The organism is Aeromonas sp. CD (assembly GCF_033349375.1).
In the GTDB taxonomy this organism is placed as follows: Bacteria; Pseudomonadota; Gammaproteobacteria; order Enterobacterales; family Aeromonadaceae; genus Aeromonas; species Aeromonas hydrophila.
Genome location: NZ_CP137631.1, coordinates 2,866,119 through 2,886,431, shown reverse-complemented (window position 1 = coordinate 2,886,431; position 20,313 = coordinate 2,866,119). Strand labels below are relative to the sequence as shown.

General features: G+C 64.9%; 18 protein-coding genes. 14 read left to right on the top strand and 4 right to left on the bottom strand.

The features are described from left to right. Positions 1-189 precede the first annotated feature (189 nt). Positions 190-1,533, bottom strand: a complete 1,344-nt coding sequence (locus R2E40_RS13335; RefSeq protein ID WP_318163589.1) for a dihydroorotase — start codon at positions 1,531-1,533, stop codon at positions 190-192. Between the two features lie 79 nt (positions 1,534-1,612). On the opposite strand from R2E40_RS13335, the gene R2E40_RS13330 reads away from it, so the two are divergent. Beyond that, positions 1,613-2,497 carry a 6-carboxytetrahydropterin synthase gene (locus R2E40_RS13330; RefSeq protein WP_318163588.1) on the top strand — a complete coding sequence of 295 codons (885 nt, stop codon included), beginning with the start codon at positions 1,613-1,615 and terminating at the stop codon, positions 2,495-2,497. Between the two features lie 76 nt (positions 2,498-2,573). On the opposite strand, the gene R2E40_RS13325 is transcribed toward R2E40_RS13330, so the two are convergent. Further along, on the bottom strand, positions 2,574-4,574 hold the full coding sequence (locus R2E40_RS13325) for a methyl-accepting chemotaxis protein (RefSeq protein WP_318163587.1): 2,001 nt from the start codon (positions 4,572-4,574) through the stop codon (positions 2,574-2,576). A gap of 262 nt (positions 4,575-4,836) precedes the next feature. Between R2E40_RS13325 and hinT the strand changes: the two genes are divergently transcribed. The 9 genes from hinT (at position 4,837) to secF (ending at position 12,985) form a co-directional block, all read left to right on the top strand. Then, on the top strand, positions 4,837-5,187 hold the full coding sequence (hinT, locus tag R2E40_RS13320) for a purine nucleoside phosphoramidase (protein ID WP_010633658.1): 351 nt from the start codon (positions 4,837-4,839) through the stop codon (positions 5,185-5,187). Further along, positions 5,187-6,608, top strand: a complete 1,422-nt coding sequence (locus R2E40_RS13315; protein WP_318163586.1) for a hypothetical protein — start codon at positions 5,187-5,189, stop codon at positions 6,606-6,608. The genes hinT and R2E40_RS13315 overlap by 1 nt, the downstream gene beginning before the upstream one ends. Before the next feature lie 68 nt (positions 6,609-6,676). Beyond that, complete coding sequence (locus R2E40_RS13310; RefSeq protein WP_318163585.1) at positions 6,677-7,075, top strand: YcfL family protein; 399 nt, start codon at positions 6,677-6,679, stop codon at positions 7,073-7,075. Next, positions 7,075-7,671, top strand: a complete 597-nt coding sequence (lpoB, locus tag R2E40_RS13305) for a penicillin-binding protein activator LpoB (RefSeq protein WP_005302153.1) — start codon at positions 7,075-7,077, stop codon at positions 7,669-7,671. The genes R2E40_RS13310 and lpoB overlap by 1 nt, the downstream gene beginning before the upstream one ends. Further along, the gene (locus R2E40_RS13300; RefSeq protein ID WP_318163584.1) at positions 7,661-8,515 is read left to right on the top strand and encodes a choline kinase family protein; all 855 of its coding nucleotides are present in this window, start codon (positions 7,661-7,663) and stop codon (positions 8,513-8,515) included. Before lpoB ends, R2E40_RS13300 begins: the two co-directional genes overlap by 11 nt. A gap of 61 nt (positions 8,516-8,576) precedes the next feature. Beyond that, entirely contained in the window at positions 8,577-9,434 is an 858-nt protein-coding gene (locus tag R2E40_RS13295; RefSeq protein ID WP_318163583.1) for a DUF6279 family lipoprotein, read from the top strand. A gap of 67 nt (positions 9,435-9,501) precedes the next feature. Further along, positions 9,502-10,008 (top strand): hypothetical protein, encoded by a 507-nt coding sequence (locus R2E40_RS13290; protein ID WP_318163582.1) that lies wholly within the window; start codon positions 9,502-9,504, stop codon positions 10,006-10,008. A 147-nt stretch (positions 10,009-10,155) separates the two neighbouring features. Beyond that, positions 10,156-11,958 carry a protein translocase subunit SecD gene (gene secD, locus R2E40_RS13285; protein WP_162516653.1) on the top strand — a complete coding sequence of 601 codons (1,803 nt, stop codon included), beginning with the start codon at positions 10,156-10,158 and terminating at the stop codon, positions 11,956-11,958. Between the two features lie 112 nt (positions 11,959-12,070). Then, the gene (gene secF, locus R2E40_RS13280; protein WP_024944906.1) at positions 12,071-12,985 is read left to right on the top strand and encodes a protein translocase subunit SecF; all 915 of its coding nucleotides are present in this window, start codon (positions 12,071-12,073) and stop codon (positions 12,983-12,985) included. 64 nt (positions 12,986-13,049) lie between these two features. On the opposite strand, the gene R2E40_RS13275 is transcribed toward secF, so the two are convergent. Next, complete coding sequence (locus R2E40_RS13275) at positions 13,050-13,652, bottom strand: DUF924 family protein (RefSeq protein ID WP_257688433.1); 603 nt, start codon at positions 13,650-13,652, stop codon at positions 13,050-13,052. Positions 13,653-13,856: 204 nt separating this feature from the next. On the opposite strand from R2E40_RS13275, the gene R2E40_RS13270 reads away from it, so the two are divergent. The 4 genes from R2E40_RS13270 (at position 13,857) to R2E40_RS13255 (ending at position 18,778) form a co-directional block, all read left to right on the top strand. Beyond that, positions 13,857-13,997 carry a hypothetical protein gene (locus R2E40_RS13270; RefSeq protein ID WP_257688434.1) on the top strand — a complete coding sequence of 47 codons (141 nt, stop codon included), beginning with the start codon at positions 13,857-13,859 and terminating at the stop codon, positions 13,995-13,997. Between the two features lies 1 nt (position 13,998). Next, positions 13,999-14,916, top strand: coding sequence for a DUF808 domain-containing protein (locus R2E40_RS13265; protein WP_257688435.1), 918 nt, complete (start codon positions 13,999-14,001; stop codon positions 14,914-14,916). A 181-nt stretch (positions 14,917-15,097) separates the two neighbouring features. Then, positions 15,098-16,876, top strand: a complete 1,779-nt coding sequence (locus R2E40_RS13260) for a M3 family oligoendopeptidase (protein ID WP_318163581.1) — start codon at positions 15,098-15,100, stop codon at positions 16,874-16,876. A gap of 93 nt (positions 16,877-16,969) precedes the next feature. Beyond that, the gene (locus R2E40_RS13255; protein WP_318163580.1) at positions 16,970-18,778 is read left to right on the top strand and encodes a M3 family oligoendopeptidase; all 1,809 of its coding nucleotides are present in this window, start codon (positions 16,970-16,972) and stop codon (positions 18,776-18,778) included. Between the two features lie 51 nt (positions 18,779-18,829). Here the strand turns inward: R2E40_RS13255 and R2E40_RS13250 are convergent, their stop codons facing one another. Continuing rightward, complete coding sequence (locus tag R2E40_RS13250) at positions 18,830-20,245, bottom strand: nucleobase:cation symporter-2 family protein (RefSeq protein ID WP_318163579.1); 1,416 nt, start codon at positions 20,243-20,245, stop codon at positions 18,830-18,832. Positions 20,246-20,313: the final 68 nt, after the last annotated feature.

Here is a 20,313-nt window from a genome sequence, read left to right as displayed (position 1 = left end):
ACCCTGCCTGTCAACAGCGGAAATTCCACTCCGGGATCGTTCGCCTGCTTTGCGAGCAATCTGCGCTTAAAGTGCCGCCAATCGCCGAAAAACCGCGCATGACAGGGCCGTGAGCGACTGCAAAAAAACAGGCCGCCCGGGTGGGCGGCCTGTGATGGCACTGTGGTGACGGCGCACATACAAGAGGGATCAGCGGGTGAAGGTGAGCCGCTTGCCCAGCACCTCGTTGGTGACCTGGCCGTTTTGCCAGGCTATTTGACCGTTCACCAGGGTCATCTCCACCGTGCTGTGGAAACGGTAGCCGTTGAAGGGCGACCAGCCGCACAGATAGAGCAGGTTGCTGTCGTTGACCACGTAGGGCTTGCCCAGATCCAGCAGCACCAGGTCGGCGAAGTAACCCTCGCGGATGTAGCCGCGATCCTGCACCTGGAAGCGCTCGGCCACCGCGTGGGAGGTCTTCTTGACGATGGTCTCCAGCGAGAATACCCCGTTGTGGTAGAGCTCCAGCAGGGCCAGCAGGGAGTGCTGCACCAGCGGCACGCCGGACGGCGCCTTGAAGTAGCTGTTCTGCTTCTCTTCCCAGGTATGGGGGGCGTGGTCGGTGGCGATGATGTCGAGCACGTCATTGCGCACCGCATCCAGCAGGGCGTGCTGGTCGGCGGCGCTCTTCACCGCCGGGTTGCACTTGATCTGGCTGCCCAGGGTGTCGTAGTCCGCCTCGTTGAAGAACAGATGGTGAACGCACACCTCGGCGGTGATGTTCTTGTCCTTGAGATCCTTCAGATCCGGGGTGGCGGTGAAGAGCGACAGCTCCTTGGCGGTGGTCAGGTGCAGCACGTGCAGCTTGGCGCCGTACTGCTTGGCCAGGGAGACCGCCAGGCTGGAAGATTTGTAGCAGGCGTCGGCGCTGCGGATGCGGCCGTGCTCGCGCATCGGCACATCCTCGCCCCACTTGGCGCGGGCTTCGTCTTCCAGCACCTTGATGGTGGGGGTGTCCTCGCAGTGGGTGACGATCATCACCGGGCTCTCGCGGAAGATGGCGGCCAGGGTCTCCTGATTGTCCACCAGCATGTTGCCGGTGGAGGCACCCATGAAGATCTTGATGCCGCAGGACTGTTTCGGATCGAGCTTCTTGATCTCTTCCAGGTTGTCGTTGGTGGCGCCGAGGTAGAAGCTGTAGTTGGCGGCGGAGGAGTTGGCGGCTATCTGGTATTTGGCTTCGAGGGCATCGAGGGTGGTGGTCTGGGGATTGACGTTGGGCATTTCCATGAAGCTGGTGGTGCCACCGGCCACGGCGGCCCGGGATTCACTGGCGATGGTCCCCTTGTGGGTCAGCCCTGGCTCCCGGAAGTGGACCTGATCATCGATCATTCCGGGGATGAGGTGACGGCCCGCGGCATCGATCACCACTGCATCGGGGGCGCTGATATCCGGGGCGATGTGGGCGATCCGTTCCCCCTCGATCAGCACGTCGGAGGCATAGATGCGGCCTTCGTTGACCAGGGTGGCATTCTTGATAAGCAATTTGTTCATGGGGGGTTCCAGTTCCTTTGCCGATAATCGCGGGTCATAATAGCGCAAACCGCCCTTTCTCTGTAGCAAGGCCTGACTGATGAAGTTATTTGTAAAAGATTTGACCGTGATCGACTCCAGCTACCTGTGCGAACGCCGTGGTATGGTGGGGGAGAGCTGGCTGGTGGACATCGAAATGAGCGGCGAGCTCAACGAGATGAGCATGTTGCTGGACTTCGGCCGGGTCAAGAAACTGATCAAGTCGATCATCGACGATGAGGTGGATCACAAGCTGCTGGTGCCGACCGAGTGCCCCCTGGTGCAGGTGGCCCAGCTGGACGGTGACGAGAGCACCGTCGATCTGCTGCGGCCGGGTCGCTCCATTCACCTGCGCTGCCCGAGCCAGGGCTTCGCCTTCATTCCGGCCCCCCAGGTAGACAAGGAGTCCGTCACCCGCTATCTGCTGGCGGTGCTGGCCAAGCGGCTGCCGGGCAACATCAAGGACTTGTCGCTGACCCTGCGCCAGGAGGCCATTGACGGCGCCTTCTACCACTACAGCCACGGCCTCAAGAAGCACGACGGCAACTGCCAGCGCATCGCCCACGGCCACCGCTCTCCCATCGAGATCCACGTGGACGGCGAGCGCGACCAGGAGCTTGAGCTCAACTGGGCCGAGCGCTGGGCCGACATCTATCTGGGGACCGACGAGGATCGGGTGGCCTTCGGCGATCTCGCGTTGAGCGAGCAGGCCAAGGCCATCCTGCAAGAGGCTGGCGAGCACTACGTCGGCTTCAAGTATGTGGCGCCGCAAGGGCTGTTCCAGCTGGCCATGCCGGCGGCGGAGGTGGAGATGATCGACACCGACACCACCATCGAGCTGCTGGCCCACTACATTGCCCGCGAAGTGAAGAAGAGCGTGGGCGACAAGTTCATCAAGATTGTCGCCTATGAAGGGGTGGGCAAGGGCGCCATCGCCTACGCCTGATCCCGCGCCGCTTGCCAGTAAAAAAACAAGGCCCCGCATCTGCGGGGCCTTGTCGTTGCCGGGGCTGGCGTGGGCGTCAGGCGCTGAGCCTAAAGCGCTTGACCAGGCTCTCCTGCTGCTCGGCCAGCGAGTCCAGCTGCTGGCTGGTCTCGGCCACCCGCTCTATGCCCTGATAGTTGAGATCCGAGATGTCGGAGATACGGTTGAGGTTGGTGGCGATGTCGGCGCTGGTGGCCTGCTGCTGCTCGGCGGCAGAGGCGATCTGGCTCGACATGTCGCTGATGAGCACCACTATGCCCTGCACCTCCTCCATGGCGTTGTTGGCGTGGGAGCTCTGATCCATGCAGCTGTCCATCTCGCGCGAGCACTCCTGCATCACGGTCACCGCCTTGGCGACCCCCTGCTGCAGGTTCTCGATCATGGTATGGATTTCGCTGGTGGACTGGGCGGTGCGCCCGGCCAGGCTGCGCACCTCGTCGGCCACCACCGCAAAGCCGCGTCCCTGCTCGCCGGCCCGCGCCGCTTCGATGGCCGCATTGAGGGCCAGCAGGTTGGTCTGCTCGGCGATGCCGCGAATGACGTCGAGGATGTTGCCGATCTGGCCGCTCATGGCACTCACGTCGCCAATCACCTTGCCGGTCTGCTGCAGCTTGCCCGCCAGCTGGTGGGTGGTGGTGATGTTGCCGGCCATCACCTTGCGGCCGGTCTCGGAGGCTTTCTCCACGTCCATCACCCGCTCCAGGGTCTGGTTGGCGGCCTGGGCCACCTCGCGCACCGAGGCCTCCATCTGGGTCATGGCGGCGGCGACCGAGGCGGTCTCCTGGCGCTGTTTTTCCAGGTCCGCCCGCACCGATTCGGTGGTGTGGCGGTTGTCATGGGCGGCGTTGTTGAGCTGGGCCGACGCTTGGGAGAGCTGGCTCAGCACTTCGCCCATCTGCTCGATCAGCAGGTTGACCTGGCTGCCGAGCCGGCCGAACTCATTGTTGCTGCGAAAACCGATGCGCTGGGTCATGTCGCCCTGGGTCACTTCGGTCAGCACCCGCAGCAGCTCCTTGAGCGGACGGCGAATGGCCTTGCCGAGGGTGTAGGCCACCAGGATGGCGATGGTGATGGCGATGACCAGTGCCACCCCCTGGGTGAGGGTGCTCTGGGTCTGTACCTTGCCGGAGGCGCGGATGCTGTTGTTCATCAGTTGCTGGCTCTGGGCGGTGATCTGCTCGAGCTTGCTCTGAATGTTGACGATGAGCTTGCTGGCCTGCTTGCTCTGCTCGCGCATCCGCTCCTGCTGCTGCATCAGCGCCAGGTACTGGGCCAGCACGCCGTCGCTGGCGGTGGTGTCGCGCACGAAGCCGTGCACGTAGTGGCCCATGTTGTTGTCAAAATCCTTGAGCTCCCCCTGCAGATCCTTGATGGTGCTGTTGAAGCCCTCGATCTGCATCTTGTTGCGCTTGAGCGCCGCCTCGATGGGGGCGGGGATGCTCTGGTTGAGGGCATCCATGGTGGAGAGTTCAATGGCGGAGAGCTTGGTGGTCAGGGTCTCGGAGAGCATCTTGATGAAGCTGTCGTCGATGGTGATCATCATGTCCCCCAGGTTCTTCTTGAACTGGGGCAGGCTGACCTGGAACTGGCCCTTGGCCTGGTTCACCTTGTAGAGCCGGGTGAGCAGGGCCTGGTGTTCGGTGGGCAGGGTGTCGGTCAGTTGCAGGTAGTCCTTGACCAGCTGGTTGAGCGCGCCGAGCTCCCCCTGCAGCTCCGGGTGCTCCGCCGCCTGCCGGGCGAGGGTGGCGAGGGTCTGGTCGACCAGCGCCTTGGCCTGCTGCAGCTCGGCCACTTCGGCCGGGATCTGCTTGAGATCCTGCTCGGTCAGCACGTCGGTGAGCCACTTGTTGGCGCTGAGCAGGCTGATCTGGGTCTGGCTGCTGGCGATCACCAGCGGCATGGTCTGCCGGGTGACCTGATCCAGCGCCTGATTGAGCTCGCTCTGGCTGCGGAAGGTGAGTACCGAGGTGGCCGCCATCACGGCCACCAGGATGGCAAAGCCAAGATAGACCCTCTGCAAAATGGAGAGGTCTGACATTGTTTGTTTCATTATTGTCCCGCTGTATATGCAAAAGTCCCTTGCCTGAATACCCCGTCCATTTGATACCCTGCTACCACTGTGGGCGAGCAACGTCGGCAGACGTCTTCCGGCTATCGGTATTTTTAACAATAACTGAAGAGAATGGGACAACGGCTGTGTCAAATGTCGGCTTGTGTCACACTTGCCGGGCCTCGATGACGGGCGTTGGAACCGCTTGAGACAGGCATTGAATTTTCTTTTTCATATAAAGGAGTTATCCATGGCGCAAGAAACCATTTTCAGCAAAATCATCCGCAAAGAGATCCCCGCCGACATCCTTTATCAAGACGACCTGGTGACCGCCTTTCGCGACATCCAGCCCAAGGCCAAGACCCATATTCTGATCATCCCCAACGTGCTGATCCCCACCGTCAACGACGTGGAGCCGGATCACGAGCTGGCGCTGGGCCGGATGTTCACCGTGGCCCGCAAGCTGGCCAGCGAAGCGGGCATTGCCGAGGATGGTTACCGCCTCATCATGAACTGCAATCGCCACGGCGGGCAGGAGGTCTACCACATCCATCTGCATCTGGTCGGCGGCCAGCCGCTGGGACCCCTGCTCAGCCTGTGATGCCGCGCCTTCCTCTGGCCGGTCTGTTGCTGGCCGGTTCCCTGCTGGGGGGGTGTGCCTCCCACTGGCAAGACATGTTCGTCTCCTATTCCGATCAGATGGTGCCGCTGCGCAACCAGCTGTTGCTGGGTCATGCCGCCGAGGCGCTGCCCGAGGTGCGCGACTCCACGCCGGGGGACGATACCTATGTGCTGGACCGGCTCGAGCAGGGGCGCATCGCCTGGCTGGCGAGTCAGGATGCCGCCAGCAAGCAGGCCTTTGCCGCCGCCGACAGCCGGCTGGCGTGGGAAGACAATCAGGCCGAGTACCGGGTCAGCCAGGGGCTGGCCCAGGCGGGCAGCCTGCTCACCAACGACCAGACCATGGCCTACCGGGCGCCCGATTACGAGCGCACCATGCTGCACCACTATCTGGCTCTCAACTACCTGCAGCGCGGGGATGCCGAGGGCGCCCTGGTGGAGGTGCGCCGCGCCAACCAGGTGCAGGAGCAGGCCCTCAAACGGCGGGCCGACGAGGTGCGCAAGGCAAAGGATGAGAGCGAAGAGGCCGAGGCCGAAGGGGAGATGCGCCAGCTGATGTCGCGCGGCGCCCCCGAGCTCGACCGGCTGATCGGGCGGGTCAAGAACGGTTTTCAGAACGCCTACACCTTCTATTTCTCCGGTGTGCTCTATGAGGCGGCCGGCGATCTCAACGATGCCTGGGTCGACTATCAGCGCGGTTACCAGATAGCGCCGGACAACCGCAGTCTGCAGGATGCCTTGCTGCGCCTGGCTGTGCTGCGTGGCGCCGCGGACGAGATCCGCGAGACCGAGAAAAAGGTGGGCCGCAAGGCGCCGCCCCTGGCCAAGGATCAGGGCCAGCTGGTGGTGCTGTTTGAAGATGGGCTGATCCCGGCACGGCGCGAGCTGTTCCTGCCGCTGCCCATTGCCACCTCCGGCGGCGATTTTCGCACCTTTACCGTGGCCATCCCCTATTACGATAATCGGGCCAGCGACACCGGGCCGCTCACGGTATCGGTGGGCAAGCGGGTCGAGCAGACCAGCGAGCTGGTCAGGCTGGAGGCGCTGGCGGCCAAAGATCTGCAGGAGCGGCTGCCCGGCATGCTGACCCGCCAGGCGCTGCGGCTGGTGGCCAAGGAGCAGGTGCGGCGCACCGCGGCCAAGGAGGGGGGCGATGTGGGCAACATTCTGGTTGGCATCTTCAATACCCTCTCGGAGCGGGCTGATACCCGCAGCTGGCTGACGTTGCCGGCGCAGGCAGCGAGCTGGCAGGGGATGCTGCCTGCGGGCGAGGTGGTCCTCACCCTGGGCGCGGGGGCAGCGCAGCGGCAATTGCCGCTCACCATCCACCAGGGACGCACCACCCTGGTGTGGGTGCAGCGGCTCGGCGCCGGGCTGACGACGCGGGTGATGCCGCTGTGACGGCGAACGATGGCAATACACATGAGTGACCGGTCGGGCCCCTCGGGGTCGCCGGCAAGGAGAGCAAGATGAAAGCACACGGGTTGGCCCTGGGCCTGGTTCTGCTGCTGGCAGGCTGCGCCACCAATACCTCCGGTGTTGCGCTCTATGGGGCGGCGGGTGCCGCACCAGTGGCGGAGCAGCATCAAAACGTCAATGTCACCCTGACCGAGCTCAGCCGGCGCGAACAGAACGGCCTGCTGCAGGTCAATGTGGCGGCGGCCAGCACCCAGCGCGGCGACAACAAGCTGCAATACCTGTTCTATTGGTATGATGAGGCGGGGCAGGAGGTGGCCAGCGATGGCCGCGGCTGGACGCCGCTCAAGCTGCACGGCTATCAGACCCGCATCCTGTCTGCCCTGGCGCCGAGCCCGGCCGCCCGGGGCTACCGGATTTACGTACGCGAAGTGATTGAGGAATCCTACTGATGAAAATGAATCATGCCCTGCTGATCCTGACTGGCGCCCTGCTGCTGGGCGGCTGCTCCAGCACTACCGTCAGCTATGGCGACCCGACCGAAACCGAGACGGTAACCGTCGATTACGGTTCCAGCGATCTGCAGGCCATCGCCGACAAGATGGCGGATTCCATGCTGGCGTCGCCGGCCACCAGCGAGATCACCGCCGGCGGCCGTCCGGTGATGTTCATGGACTCCATCCGCAACAAGACCTCCGAGCACATCGACACCGAGGCCATCACCGACACCATCCGTACCAAGCTGCTGCGCGCCGGCAAGTTCCGCTTCGTCGACATGAGCAAGGTGGCGGCGGTCAAGCAGCAGCTCGAATACCAGCAGAGCAGCGGCATGGTGGATCCTGCCTCCATGGTGCGCCTGGGCAAGCAGACCGGCGCCCGCTACATGGTCTATGGCAACCTCGCCAGCATCGTCAAGGACAATGGCAAGGTGAAGGATGTCTACTACCAGATGACCATGAACCTGATGGATCTGCAAAACGGCGAGCTGCTGTGGGCAGACCAGAAGGAGATCCGCAAGCAGGCCAAGAAGTCCACCTTTGGCTGGTAAGTCGAGCGAGGGCTCTCTGGCGGCGGCCGAGCGCGCCCTGCTGGCCCGCCTGCCGCCACCCTGGCGCTCGGGCCGGCTGGCGCCATTGGCCAGCGGCCTGACCAACTGCAACTATCGACTGCGCCTCCCCTCGGGGCGCAGTCACTTTTTGCGCCAGGGCCACCCCGATCCGGTGCGCCTTGGCATCGATCGGGCCACCGAATGGCAGCTCTATCAGGGGGCCGTGGGGCAGGGGCTGGCCTTGCCCTGCCATCACAGCGATCCCGCCACTGGCCTGATGCTGCTGGACTGGTGCGACGAGCCGAACTGGCTGGCGGCGCCGCCCCCGGCTGCGTTGCAGCCAGTGCTGCTGGCCGGGGTGCTGACGCGGCTGCACCGGCTGCCGGTGCCGAGCGTGGTGATGGCGGTGCGGGCCCACAGTGCAGGCTATCGTGCCCGGCTGGCCCGGGTGCCGGTCTGGCTGCCGGCGCTGGAGCGGGGGCTGCTGGCCAGCCGCGAGCCTGCCGATTGCTGGCTCCCTTGCCATCATGATCTCAATCCGGCTAATTTGTTGGGGAGCCGGCCCTGGGTCATCGACTGGGAGTATGGCGCCGCCGGGCATCCCGGTTTCGAGGTGGCCAGCATCCAGCGCACCCACGGCTGGCAGGATGCCCAGCGCGAGGCACTGGAGCAGGCCTACTGCGAGCGGGCAGGGGGGCCGGTCGGCCCACACGGCTTTCAGAGCCGGGCCTTTTTGCCCTGGGTCGATTACATCGGGCTGCTGTGGGCGCTGCTGATGGCGGAGCAGCAACCGGGGCCCGACTACCAGGCGCTGATCGCTCTCAACCGGCAGCGGCTGGAGTAGGCATCAGGCATTATGAATCATCCGTTGCGTCAACCCTGTTTCATCAACATTGGAGCCTTGCATGGTGACCACCTTTTCCTGGCGCAAGCCCAGTAGCTGGAGTCTGCTGCTGCTCTGTCTGCTGCTGGCCGGCTGCTCCACCCGGGTCGTCTATTACTGGCTCGACGTGGCCATCGTCTGGCAGCTGGACGACTACTTCTCGCTGGATCGCAGCCAGAAGCGGCTGCTGGACAACGAAGTGAAGGGGCTGATGGCCTGGCACCGCCAGCGCGAGGTGCCCCGTTATGCCGACGATCTCGATGCGCTGGCCAAGGCGGTGGCGAGCCCCATGACCCCGGCCCAGGTCTCCCGCCATCTGGATGCGGCCCAGCAGAGCCTGACCCGCACCCTGGAGAACACGGTGCCGCGGGCGGTGCGGCTGGCACGCACCCTGACCGAGGCGCAGGTGGCCATGTTCATGAAGGACCGGCTCACCCGCCAGGCCGAACGGGAAAAGGAGTTTGCCGACAAGCCGAGGGAGGAGATGCTCAAGGAGTTTCGCGACAAGATGAACGAGCGGCTGGTGTTCTGGATTGGCGAGGTGAAACCGGCCCAGGCCCCGCTGGTGGCCCAGTGGGCCCAGTGGCAGTACGAGCTGCTGGCTCCCTGGCTTGAGTTCCAGACCGCCTGGACCAAGGAGCTGGACCGGCTGATGAAGCAGCGCCAGAGCCAGGACTTCGGCGCCCAGCTCACCGCCCTGCTGCAACAGGGGGACGGCCTGATGGATGGCCGCTTCACCGGCTACACCGATCAGTCGCGCCAGCGCACCGTCAACTGGCTGAGCGATCTAAGCCAGTCGCTGGACATCTCCCAGCGGGCCCACCTCTACAGCCTGCTCAAGGGTTATGCCCGCGATTTCAGACAGATGTCTGAGGGATGATAGTTGCGGCCAGCCTGTGGGGTAGGGGGTTGGCGACTCCCTTCATCCTTGTTCCAACGGGCCCCCTGTGGTAGTTTGCCCTTTCTATTATGCGGGAATTAACTTTTTGAGCCTGACCGACAAAGTGAAACTGGCGCTGATGACCCTGCTCATCACCCTCGCTCTGTTGTTCTCTACCCTCTCGGTGGAGGGATTCAAGCTGCCCGCAGCCCAGCAGTCGAGCCAGCAGGTACAGCTGATGGGGGATAGTGCGGCGCCGACCGATGGCGCTCAGGTGATCCACAGTGCCAGCGACAGTGACGACGGGGTCGTCAAGTTCGTCAGCTCCCACCAGAATTACCTGCTGCGGCTCGAACACTCCCTGCGCAGCGATCATCAGCCCGGCAACGTGGTGTACCAGCTGATCATGAGCTGGTCCCAGCAGGCGATCCTGCTGCTGCTGTGCGGCCTGCTGTTCTATGCCGCCCTCTTCTATCGCAGACACAGTTTCCGCGATCGGTTTGCCACCATCCATCGGCACCGGTTGCAACGCCAGCACCTGCAATACCGTTTCTGTCAGAGTTACCTCGCCTGATCCCGATGGGGTCCGGTCCTTTCGCACCACCTCATCGCCTCCTGCTGCCTGCTCACCGCGCGTGAACGGGCCACTGTCTCATTCGTATTTTCTTGCGTGCCGCCAGCGTGGCGAGTGCGCAGCCTTCTCCTGACAGAGGCTGATTTCATGAGAAAAAAGAGTCGTATCACCTTGAATCGCATGAACATGTGGCAGTACGCCCTGCTGCTGCTCATGCTGTTCACCTTTGCGTTTTACTCCCTGCCCACCTTCTTCGGTGAGCAGCCCTCCCTCGGTCTGCACGGCCAGACCAGCCTGACCGAGGCGCAGCGTACCCTGCTGGCCGACAACCGCATCGAGCCGCAGAAACAGGTGCAACAGGGCGAGCGGGTCGAGCTGGTGTTTGCCAGCCAGGCCGAACAGCAGCGTGCCAAGCAGCTGCTGGAGCAGCAGGGCTATGACAGCTCGGCGCTGACCCTGGAGTTCTACTCCAACGCCCCGGGCTGGATCAGCCAGCTCGGCGCCGCCCCCATCAAGCTCGGGCTGGATCTGCGTGGCGGCTCCCAGCTGCTGATCGGGGTCGATCTGAGCTTCGTGGTCGACAACCAGACCAAAAACCTGGTGGACATGCTGCGCACCCAGTTTCGCGAGGCGCGCCTGCGCGGCGCCAACGTGGCCCGGGTGAGCGAAGGGGAGGTGAGGGTGATTTTGCCTGAGGTGGCCGATCAGGCGCCCTGGCTCACCATCATCAAGGATTCCGCCGGCACCCGGCAGGATCAGTGGACCCTCAAGCGCAGCGGCAACGAGCTGCGGCTGGTGATGAGCGAGGCCGAGCGTACCCTGCTGGCCAACAACGCGGTGACCCAGAACCTGTCGATCCTGAAAAAGCGGATCAACGAGCTCGGCATCGTCGAGGCCTCGGTACAGCGCCAGGGTCAGGACGGCATCCGCATCGAGCTGCCCGGGGTGCACAATCCCAAGCAGGCGAAAGAGGTGATCGGGGCCACTGCCTCGCTGGCCTTCTACGAGGCCCAGGCCGACAGCCGCTTCTTCATGGCGGATCGCAACGGCCAGGCGGTGGGGCTGGCCCGCAAGCCGGTGCTGACCGGTGAGCACATCGTCGATGCCCGCGCCAACATGGGCGAGATGGGGCAACCCCAGGTCAACATCGTGCTCGACAGTCTGGGCGGCAGCAAGATGAACCAGTTCAGCCGCCAGAACGTGGGCAAGCCGATGGCCACCGTTTTTACCGAGTACAAGACCAATGCCGAAGGCAAGCTGCGGGCCAGGAGCGAGGTGATCAACGTCGCCACCATCCAGACCGCCCTTGGCAACCAGTTCCGCATCACCGGGATCGGCAGCCTGCCGGAAGCCCAGGAGCTGGCCATGCTGCTGCGCGCGGGCGCCCTCACCGCGCCCCTCAAGATCCTGGAAGAGCGCAGCATAGGCCCGACCTTGGGTCTGCAGAACATCGAGGCGGGCTTCACCGCATTGGCGTTCGGTATGGCCGGCATGATGCTGTTCATGATGGCCTGGTATCGCAAGTTCGGCTGGGTCGCCATCACCGCGCTCATCGCCAACCTGTTGATGCAGGTGGGCATGCTGGCAGTGCTGCCGGGCGCCGTACTGACCCTGCCGGGGATCGCCGGTCTGGTGCTCACCGTCGGCATGGCGGTGGATACCCATGTGCTGATCTTTGAGCGGATCAAGGACCGACTGCGGGAAGGGGGTTCGTTGGCCAACGCCATCGACTTTGGTTACCGCTCGGCGTTTCGCACCATCTTCGACGCCAACATCACCACCCTGATCTGCGCCGTGGTGCTCTATGCCATCGGTTCCGGGCCGCTGCAGGGCTTCTCCATCACCCTGATCCTGGGCCTCATCTCCAGCATGGTGACCGGCATCTGGGGCACGCGCGCCATCATCAACCCCCTGTGGGGCAAGAGCAGCGCCAAGCTGCTGAGGGTGTGACCATGACTGACCACCACCTGTGTCATCGCGCCGCGCGTTCGAGCCTGCTCCGCGCCCGCGTCACGCGCTTCCTTGCGGGAAGCCCGAGCCATCTGCTGTCGAGGGAACAACAATGCTGAGAATGATCATTGCCATGGGGTTGACCCGCTGGCGTTACATCGGCCTGTGGGCCTCCGTGCTGCTGACCGTGGCGAGCATCGCGGTGCTGGCCATCAACGGGCTGTCGCTCGGGCTCGACTTCACCGGCGGCATCCTGCTGGAGTTTCGCATCCAGACCTTGAAGGAGGCCCACGAGCTCAACGCCCTGTTGACGGCCCCTCTGGCGGGCGTGGTCGAGCTGCACGGCGCCGGCGTGCCCGGCGAGTGGCTGATCAAGCTGCCGCCTCACGAGCTGCCCTGGGCGGCCGAGGAGCTGGCGGTGATGCTGGGTCAGCAGCTCAACCTGCCGGTGGAGCTGCTGCGCACCACCATCGTCGGCCCTCAGGTGGGCGCCGAGCTGTTCCAGCAGGGGATGCTGGCGGTGCTGGTGGCCTCGCTGGCCATCTCCGCCTACCTGGCGGTGCGCTTCGAGTGGCGCCAAGCCATCGGCATCCTGGTGTCGGTGCTGCACGACGGCCTGGTGGCGCTGGGGCTGCTGGCGCTGTTCAACATCGAGTTCGATCTCAACGTCATCGCCGGTTTGATGGCGGTGATCGGCTACTCCCTCAACGACAGCATCGTCATCTCCGACCGCTTGCGGGACTTGCTCAGCTCGCGCACCCAGATGGGGATCCACGACTGCTCCGACGTGGCCATCAAGGCCACCTTCAGCCGCACCATGATCACCTCGGGCACCACCCTGTTCACGGTGGGAGCCCTGTTGCTGTTCGGTGGTGATGCCCTCTACGGTTTCTCCTTCACCCTATTCGCCGGCATCCTGGTGGGCACCATCTCCTCCATCACGGTGGCCTCCACCGTGCAGGAGCTGCTGGGCCTCTCGCCGCAGGCTTACCAGAAAAAAGAAGAGGAGCTGGCGGAGGCGGCATAACTCCGCCATTCCCATGCAAAACGGGCCCTCGGGCCCGTTTTTTTATGCGCAGCTGAAATGAGGCTCAAAAGCCCGAGCCAGGTTGCAGCAAGAAGGCGGCCTCCTCGGCGGTGTCCTGGCGGCCCAGGATGGCGTTGCGGTGGGGGAAGCGGCCAAAACGCTCGACGATCACCTGATGGCGGCGGGCAAAGTCGGCAAAGCCGGCGAAGGTCTCCCGCGCCGGGCCGTCTGCCTGCTCGGCCGCCAGTCCCTCGAACAGGGTCACGCTTCTGGCCTGCTGCTCGCGGGATTCAGCGTGCTCCAGCGGCAGGTAGAAAAAGACCCGCCCCAGCGGGGGCAGCGCCAGATCCGCCCCCAGAGAGAGCCCCTTGAGGCAGAGATCCCGCGCCTTGGCATCCTGGGCAAAGGCGGCGGGGGTGCCGCGGTGGATGTTGCGCGGCAGCTGGTCCAGCAGCAGGATAAGGGCCAGCCGGCCCTCGGCCGAGTCGGCCCAGTGGGCGAGCTCGCCGGCGGTGGCTGCCACGGCCAGGTCACCGAAGCGGCTGGCGAGCAGGGCGTCGGTGTCGCTGTTTTTGCCCCACCAGAGGGGCGCTTGGCGTTTGGCGCGGGTGACGTCGTCGGTCTCTTCGCCAAACCAGAATGTGATCAGCGGTTGCCAGGGTTGCATGGAATACTCCTTGGGCCTGCGGGCACCGGATGAAACAAGGCCAAATGACCCTGATGTGGTTGCTGCCGAACGGGCGGCTTCTCGTTACACTGTGCCATCTTTTCCCGCAATAGGGATCCCCCTTCGGCCGGCATCGCTCTCGGAGCCTGCAATGCAAATCGGCTAACCGTGGGGCCCTTGCCACCCTAATGAGGATTTTCTGATATGGCCGAAACCAGTTTGTTGGCCCTGCCGGGCGATATTGCCAGCGTGCCGGGTGACGTGGCGCTGATGACCAAGGTCGTGGCCAACAAGGGCGTGGTGTGCTGCGGGAAGCTCTCTTCTACTGACATAAGGATTCTCTGATATGGCCGGAACCAGTTTGTTGGCCCTGCTCGACGATATTGCCAGCGTGCTCGACGACGTGGCGCTGATGACCAAGATGGCGGCAAAGAAGACCGCCGGGGTGTTGGGGGACGATCTGGCCCTCAATGCCGAGCAGGTCTCCGGGGTGCGCGCCGAGCGGGAGCTGCCGGTGGTGTGGGCGGTGGCCAAGGGGTCGTTTCGCAACAAGCTGATCCTGGTGCCTGCCGCCATCGCCATCAGTGCCCTGGTGCCCTGGCTCATCACCCCGCTCTTGATGCTGGGGGGCGCCTACCTCTGCTTCGAGGGGGCCGAGAAGCTGGCCCACAAGTTTCTGCCCCATGAGGCGAGTGAGGGGGAGGCGTACACCGCACCCATTCCCGATGATTTGGTGGCGTTTGAACAGCAGAAGATAAAGGGGGCCATTCGCACCGACTTTATTCTGTCGGCCGAGATCATCGTCATCGCCCTTGGCACTGTACAGGGGGCGAGCCTGGCGCTGCAGCTGTCGGTGGTGGCGGGCATCGCCCTGCTGATGACGGTGGGGGTCTACGGCCTGGTGGGGCTCATCGTCAAGCTCGACGACATCGGCCTGCACCTGCTGCAAAAGCCCAATGGCAGTGCCTTGCGCCGGGCGGTGGGGCAGGGGCTGCTGGTGACGGCGCCGCGGCTGATGCACCTGCTGGCACTGGTCGGCACCATTGCCATGTTCATGGTGGGGGGCGGCATCCTGGTGCACGGCTGGCCTTTTGTGCACCACCTGATTGAAGGGGCCGCCGCCGCCGTGGCCACCTTGCCTGCGGTCGGCGCCGCCCTCGCGCTGGTGACGCCGACCCTGCTCAACGCCGTGGCCGGCGTGGTGGCCGGGCTGGTGCTGGTGCTGGCCATGACCCTGGTGAGCAAGCTCAAGCCCGCCAAATAGTGGCGGCGGGCTGAACCTCGCGGAGCATATCCCTGCGATGGGAGCCATTCCGTCAGAGACTGTCTCGTCTGTTGCCTCGGATGGGGGCTAGGCAAGGGCCTGCCCCCTTCGTACTATCCGGCTGACACCCGCTCACAGAGGCGGGGTCAGCCCACATGGACGCAAACAGACAAGGAAGGTCATGAAACCACCCGTTTGGCTGGATGATCACATCTATGCCGCCCCCGACTGCCCGGCGATCGACGCCGATTTCCAGTGTGCCCGCGAGGCCCTTAACCGCCTGCCACCCCTGCTGGATGAACTGCCCAAGACCCACGACATCAATGCCTTGCGCCATCTGCTTCGGGCCATCCGGGCCTGCTGGCGCGAGGTGCGCCGGCTGGAGTGGAACTGCCAGACCTACGGTTACAACCGGCTCAGCCGGGATGGGCGCGACGAGGCGGCCAGGGTGCTGCTCTCCCGCGGCCAGCAGCTGCAGGCAAACCTGTCCCAGCTTTGCAAGCCGGTGACCCTGTTCTGGGTGCGCGCTCCCGAGGAGCTGGTACGCGCCCTGCTGCAGGATCCCGAGCTGTTCGAGCTCGCCTATGCCATTCGCCACGACCGGCGCCAGCAGGATCAGTGGTTGTCGCTCGAGAGTGAGCAGCTGATCGCGGGGCTGAGCGTGGATGGCCTGCAGGGGTGGGGGGATCTCTACGACAACCTGGTAGGAAGGCTCAGGCCGGTGGTGGAGGGGCAACCCATGGGGCTGGCCCAGGCGGACAACCTGCTGGCCCACCCGCAGCGGGCGCGGCGCGCCGCCGCCTGGCACGCCATCCAGGCCGCCTGGGGGGCGGAGCAGGAGACGGTGGCCGCCATCCTCAACGCCATCAACGGCTGGCGCAACGAGCTGACCCGCCAGCGTGGCAGGGAACGCAGGTGGGATGAGCTCGACGTTTCCTGCCATCAGGGACACCTGGAGCGGGTAACCCTGGAGACCCTGATGACGGCAGCCGGCGAGCACAAGGCGCTGGGGCGACGGGCCCTGCGTGCCATGGCCTGCGCCCAGCAGATTAGTGATTTCGCCCCCTGGGATCTCTATGCCCCGGCGCCGGCTGCGGCGAGCGGCCTGATCAGTTTCGAACAGGCGCTGGTCCTGGTGGCCGACGCCTTCACCGGCTTTGACCCCGAGATGGGGGCCTTTGCCCGCATGATGGCGGCCAATGGCTGGATTGACGCAGCACCGAGCGAGCACAGGCGCAGCGGCGCCTACAGCACCGAGTATGCCGATCCGCCCGAACCGCGGGTGTTTCTCACCTTCGAGGGGACCCTGGACAACGTCATCACGCTCGCTCATGAGTTGGGGCACGCCTGGCACAGCTGGCTGCTGCGGGAGTTGCCGCTGGAGCAGCGCGACTACCCCAAGACGCTGGCGGAGACCGCCTCCCTATTTGCCGAGGCGCTGGTGCGCGATGCCCTGCTGGCGGCCACCGACAACATGGAGCAGCGCCGGGCCATCGCCTGGCTGGACGGGGAGCGCGCCGCCAGCCTGCTGCTCGACGTGCCGGCCCGCTTTACCTTCGAGCGGGCCCTGGTGGCGGCGCGGGAGGAGGGCTACGTGGGGGCCGGCCAGCTGCGGCAGATGATGAAATCGGCGCAGCAGCAGTGGTATGGTGACACCCTGAGTCAATATGACGAGCTGTTCTGGGCCAGCAAGGGCCACTTCTCCATCGCCGAGCTCGGGTTCTATAACTACCCCTACCTGTTTGGCTACCTGTTCAGCCTGGGACTCTATGCCCAGCAGGCGCGGGCGGGGCGTGAGTTCGTTCACGCCTATCGCGAGCTGCTGCGCGACACCGGCCGCATGAGCGCAGAAGAGCTGGTGGAGAAGCATTTGGGGGTCGACATCCGTGAGCCCGCCTTCTGGCAGGAGAGCCTCGATTATGTGGAAGAGGCGGTCGCTCGCCTCGAGCGGCTGGTGTAGGCAGCCCGGCGGTTTTTATCCTGGTGGCGGGCCCTGTGGCTCGCCACGCGCATTCAAAGGGGCCCGGCCCCGCAACCTGATGACGAGCATTTGATGCAGCAACGAATCTACCCACAACAGTGGCAAAACCAGCATATCTATCCCGCCCTCGACTGCCCGCAGGTGGCAGCCGATCTCGCCCTGGCGCGCGCCAGTGTGGACGAGCTCGGGCTGTTCCTCGAGGGGCTTGGCGCCGTGCGGGCCAATGCGCAGGCGCTGCAGGATTTCTTGCGCGAGGTGCGGCTGCGGGCCCAGCGCATTCGCAACATCGGCTGGAACCTGGCCGTGCTGGCGGCCTGTCAGGGCAGTCAGGATGCCCGCGACGAGCTGGCCAAGCAGCTGGCCTCCCGCGCCCGCGCCCTCAATGCCGATCTGTTCAAGACCCTGGCCCCGGTCGAGGATCTGATGCTGGCGCTGCCGGAGGCTGAATTCGAGCAGCTGATGGCCGACTCCCTGCTGGGGGAGGAGGCATACCGGCTGCGTCACGAGCGCCGCTTGCAGGATCAGCGCCTGCCGGTGCAGGCGGAGCAACTGGTGATCGGCCTTGGCACCGACGGCTTGCACGCCTGGGGCAACCTCTACAACGATCTGGTGGGCAAGATCCGGCTGGTGATCGATGGCCGCGAGATGGGGCTGGCCGAGGCGAGCAACCTGCTCTCCAGCCCGCTGCGGGCCCTGCGCCGGGAAGCGTTCGATGCCATCAGCGCCGGCTGGGAGGGGGAGCAGGAGACGGTGGCCGCCATCCTCAACGCCCTCAACGGCTGGCGGCTTGAGCTCGCGCGCCAGCGCGGCCGCAGCCGCCAGCTCGATGCGCTCGATCTCTCCTGCCATCAGAGCCACATCGAGCGGGCGACCCTGGATACCCTGATGCAGGAGACCTGGCGCGCACGCGGGCTCGGTCAGCGGGCGCTGGGGCTGATGGCCGAGCGCCTTGGCATCGAAGAGCTGGGGCCGGAGGATTTGTTCGCCCCGCCACCGGCCGCGGTGAGCCGCGAGATCCCGTTCGAGGAGGCCATCGAGATCATCGCCGAGGCGTTCTCCCGTTTTGATCCCGAGATGGGGGAATTTGCCCGCATGATGGCCGAAAAGGGGTGGATCGATGCCGCGCCCACCCCCAACCGGCGCACCGGGGCCTACTGCACCAAGTTTGCCGAGCCGGTGGAGCCGCGGGTGTTCATCACCTATGCCGGCACCATGGACAACGTCATCACCCTGGCCCACGAGCTTGGCCACGCCTGGCACAACTGGCTCATTCGCGATCTGCCCATGAGCCAGCGCAGCTACCCCATGACGCTGGCGGAGACAGCCTCCATCTTCGCCGAGACCCTGGTGCGCAGCGCCCTGTTCGAGCAGGCGCAGACCCCCGAAGAGCAGCAGGCCATCGCCTGGGCGGAAGCGGACGGCGCCGCCACCTTCCTGGTCAATATCCCGGCCCGCTTTGATTTCGAGCGCGCCCTGGTGGCGGAGCGGGCGTCTGGCTATGTCTCGCCGGCGCGGCTCAAGGCGCTGACCGACGAGGCCTGGGGCCGCTGGTATGAGCAGAGTCTGTGCCGCTATCACCCCCTGTTCTGGGCGGCCAAGGCGCACTTCTCCATCGCCGGGCTGGGTTTTTACAACTACCCCTACCTGTTCGGCTATCTGTTCAGCCTCGGCGTCTATCAGCAACTGATGCATCGCCAGAAGGCGGGAGAACAGAATGTGGCCCAGGCCTATCGCGACCTGCTGCGCGATACCGGCCGCATGAGCGCCGAAGATCTGGTGGCCAAGCACCTGGGCCAGGACATTCGCCAGAGCGTCTTCTGGCAGGGCAGCCTGGCGCTGGTGGCCGCGGCGGTGGAGCGCTTCGCCCAGACTCGCGGCTAACACAGGCTTGCTGAATGAAACCGCCGGGCAGCCATACTGCCCGGCGGTTTTTTATGAGGCGGGTTTGCCTGGCTGCGGCTGAGCGGGCGGGCGCACCGGCCCCACCAGCAGGGGCCTCGGCTGGTGGCGCAGGTCCGGCTGGTAGCCGTTGAAAAAGAGGTTGAGCAGCACCGAGCTGAGGGTGGCCAGCAGAATGCCGCTGTGAAACAGCGGTTGCAGGGCGGCGGGGAAGTGCTGGAAGAAGTGGCCGGAGACGGTGGGGATCATGCCGACGCCTAAGCTGATGGCGACGATATAGAGGTTGTGGCGATTGCTGTTGTAGTCGGCCCTGGCCAGGATGCGGATGCCGGTGGCCAGCACCATGCCGAACATCACGATGCCGGCGCCCCCCAGCACGAAGGGGGGAATGGAGGCGACCAGCACCGACATCTTGGGCACCAGCCCAAAGGCGAGCAGGATCCCCCCCGACATGACGCAGACCCAGCGGCTCGACACCCCGGTCACGCTCACCAGGCCGATGTTCTGGGAGAAGGAGGTGTGGGGGAAGCTGTTGAAGATGCCGCCGATGATGGTGCCGATGCCGTCCACCCGCAGGCCGCGTACTATGTCGCCCCGGCTGGCCGGGTGGCCGACGATGTCGCCGAGCGCCAGAAACATCCCCATCGACTCGATGAAGGTGATCAGCATGATGACGGTGAGGGTGGCGATGGAGATGGGATCGAAGGTGGGCCAGCCGAAGGCGAACGGTACTATGGGGGCGAACCAGGCCGCCTCGCCGAGCCCGTCCAGGCTCACTTCTCCCATGGCGATGGCCACTCCGAAACCGAAGATGATCCCGAGCAGTACCGAAATGTTGCTGAAAAAACCCTTGGTGAAGCGGGTCACCAGCAGGATGAAGGCCAGCACCAGAAAGCTGGTGCCGATGTAGCGCAGGCTGCCGTACTCGGGGTTGTCCTTGCCCCCCGCCATCCAGTCGATGCCCACCTGCATGATGCTGATGCCGATGGAGGTGATGACCACCCCGGTCACCACGGTGGGGAAGAGCGGCATCAAGCGGCCGATGAGCGGCACCAGCAGGGTGGAGAGGATGCCGGCGGCGATGGTGGCGCCGAAGATGCCGGTGAGCCCCAGCGCCGGATTGGCGCCGATGGCCAGCATGGGCATGACGGCGGCGAAGGTGACCGACATGATGACCGGCAGGCGGATGCCGGCGAAGCGGCCGATGCCAAGGCACTGCAGCAGGGTGACGATGCCGCAGCAGAAGAGATCCGAACTGATGAGATAGGAGATTTGATCCTTGGGCAGCCCCAGGCTGCCGCCGATGACCAGCGGCACCGCCACGGCGCCGGCATACATCACCAGCACATGCTGCAGGCCGAGGGTAAAGAGCTGGCCGGGGGGGAGCAGGCGCTCCACTTCGTCGATGGCGCGGCCCTTGGCCGCCCCGGGGGGCTGGGTCTGGTTCATGAACAGATCACTCCTTGCGACCCGGCGGCTCTGGCCGGGCAAGATGGGGCAGGCTGGCTGCCCCGTTC

Coding starts and splice junctions, on each gene's coding strand:
- R2E40_RS13335 (WP_318163589.1), bottom strand. CDS start 1,533: ATGAACAAATTGCTTATCAAGAATGCCACCCTGGTCAACGAAGGCCGC.
- R2E40_RS13330 (WP_318163588.1), top strand. CDS start 1,613: ATGAAGTTATTTGTAAAAGATTTGACCGTGATCGACTCCAGCTACCTG.
- R2E40_RS13325 (WP_318163587.1), bottom strand. CDS start 4,574: ATGTCAGACCTCTCCATTTTGCAGAGGGTCTATCTTGGCTTTGCCATC.
- hinT (WP_010633658.1), top strand. CDS start 4,837: ATGGCGCAAGAAACCATTTTCAGCAAAATCATCCGCAAAGAGATCCCC.
- R2E40_RS13315 (WP_318163586.1), top strand. CDS start 5,187: ATGCCGCGCCTTCCTCTGGCCGGTCTGTTGCTGGCCGGTTCCCTGCTG.
- R2E40_RS13310 (WP_318163585.1), top strand. CDS start 6,677: ATGAAAGCACACGGGTTGGCCCTGGGCCTGGTTCTGCTGCTGGCAGGC.
- lpoB (WP_005302153.1), top strand. CDS start 7,075: ATGAAAATGAATCATGCCCTGCTGATCCTGACTGGCGCCCTGCTGCTG.
- R2E40_RS13295 (WP_318163583.1), top strand. CDS start 8,577: ATGGTGACCACCTTTTCCTGGCGCAAGCCCAGTAGCTGGAGTCTGCTG.
- secD (WP_162516653.1), top strand. CDS start 10,156: ATGAGAAAAAAGAGTCGTATCACCTTGAATCGCATGAACATGTGGCAG.
- secF (WP_024944906.1), top strand. CDS start 12,071: ATGCTGAGAATGATCATTGCCATGGGGTTGACCCGCTGGCGTTACATC.
- R2E40_RS13275 (WP_257688433.1), bottom strand. CDS start 13,652: ATGCAACCCTGGCAACCGCTGATCACATTCTGGTTTGGCGAAGAGACC.
- R2E40_RS13270 (WP_257688434.1), top strand. CDS start 13,857: ATGGCCGAAACCAGTTTGTTGGCCCTGCCGGGCGATATTGCCAGCGTG.
- R2E40_RS13265 (WP_257688435.1), top strand. CDS start 13,999: ATGGCCGGAACCAGTTTGTTGGCCCTGCTCGACGATATTGCCAGCGTG.
- R2E40_RS13260 (WP_318163581.1), top strand. CDS start 15,098: ATGAAACCACCCGTTTGGCTGGATGATCACATCTATGCCGCCCCCGAC.
- R2E40_RS13255 (WP_318163580.1), top strand. CDS start 16,970: ATGCAGCAACGAATCTACCCACAACAGTGGCAAAACCAGCATATCTAT.
- R2E40_RS13250 (WP_318163579.1), bottom strand. CDS start 20,245: ATGAACCAGACCCAGCCCCCCGGGGCGGCCAAGGGCCGCGCCATCGAC.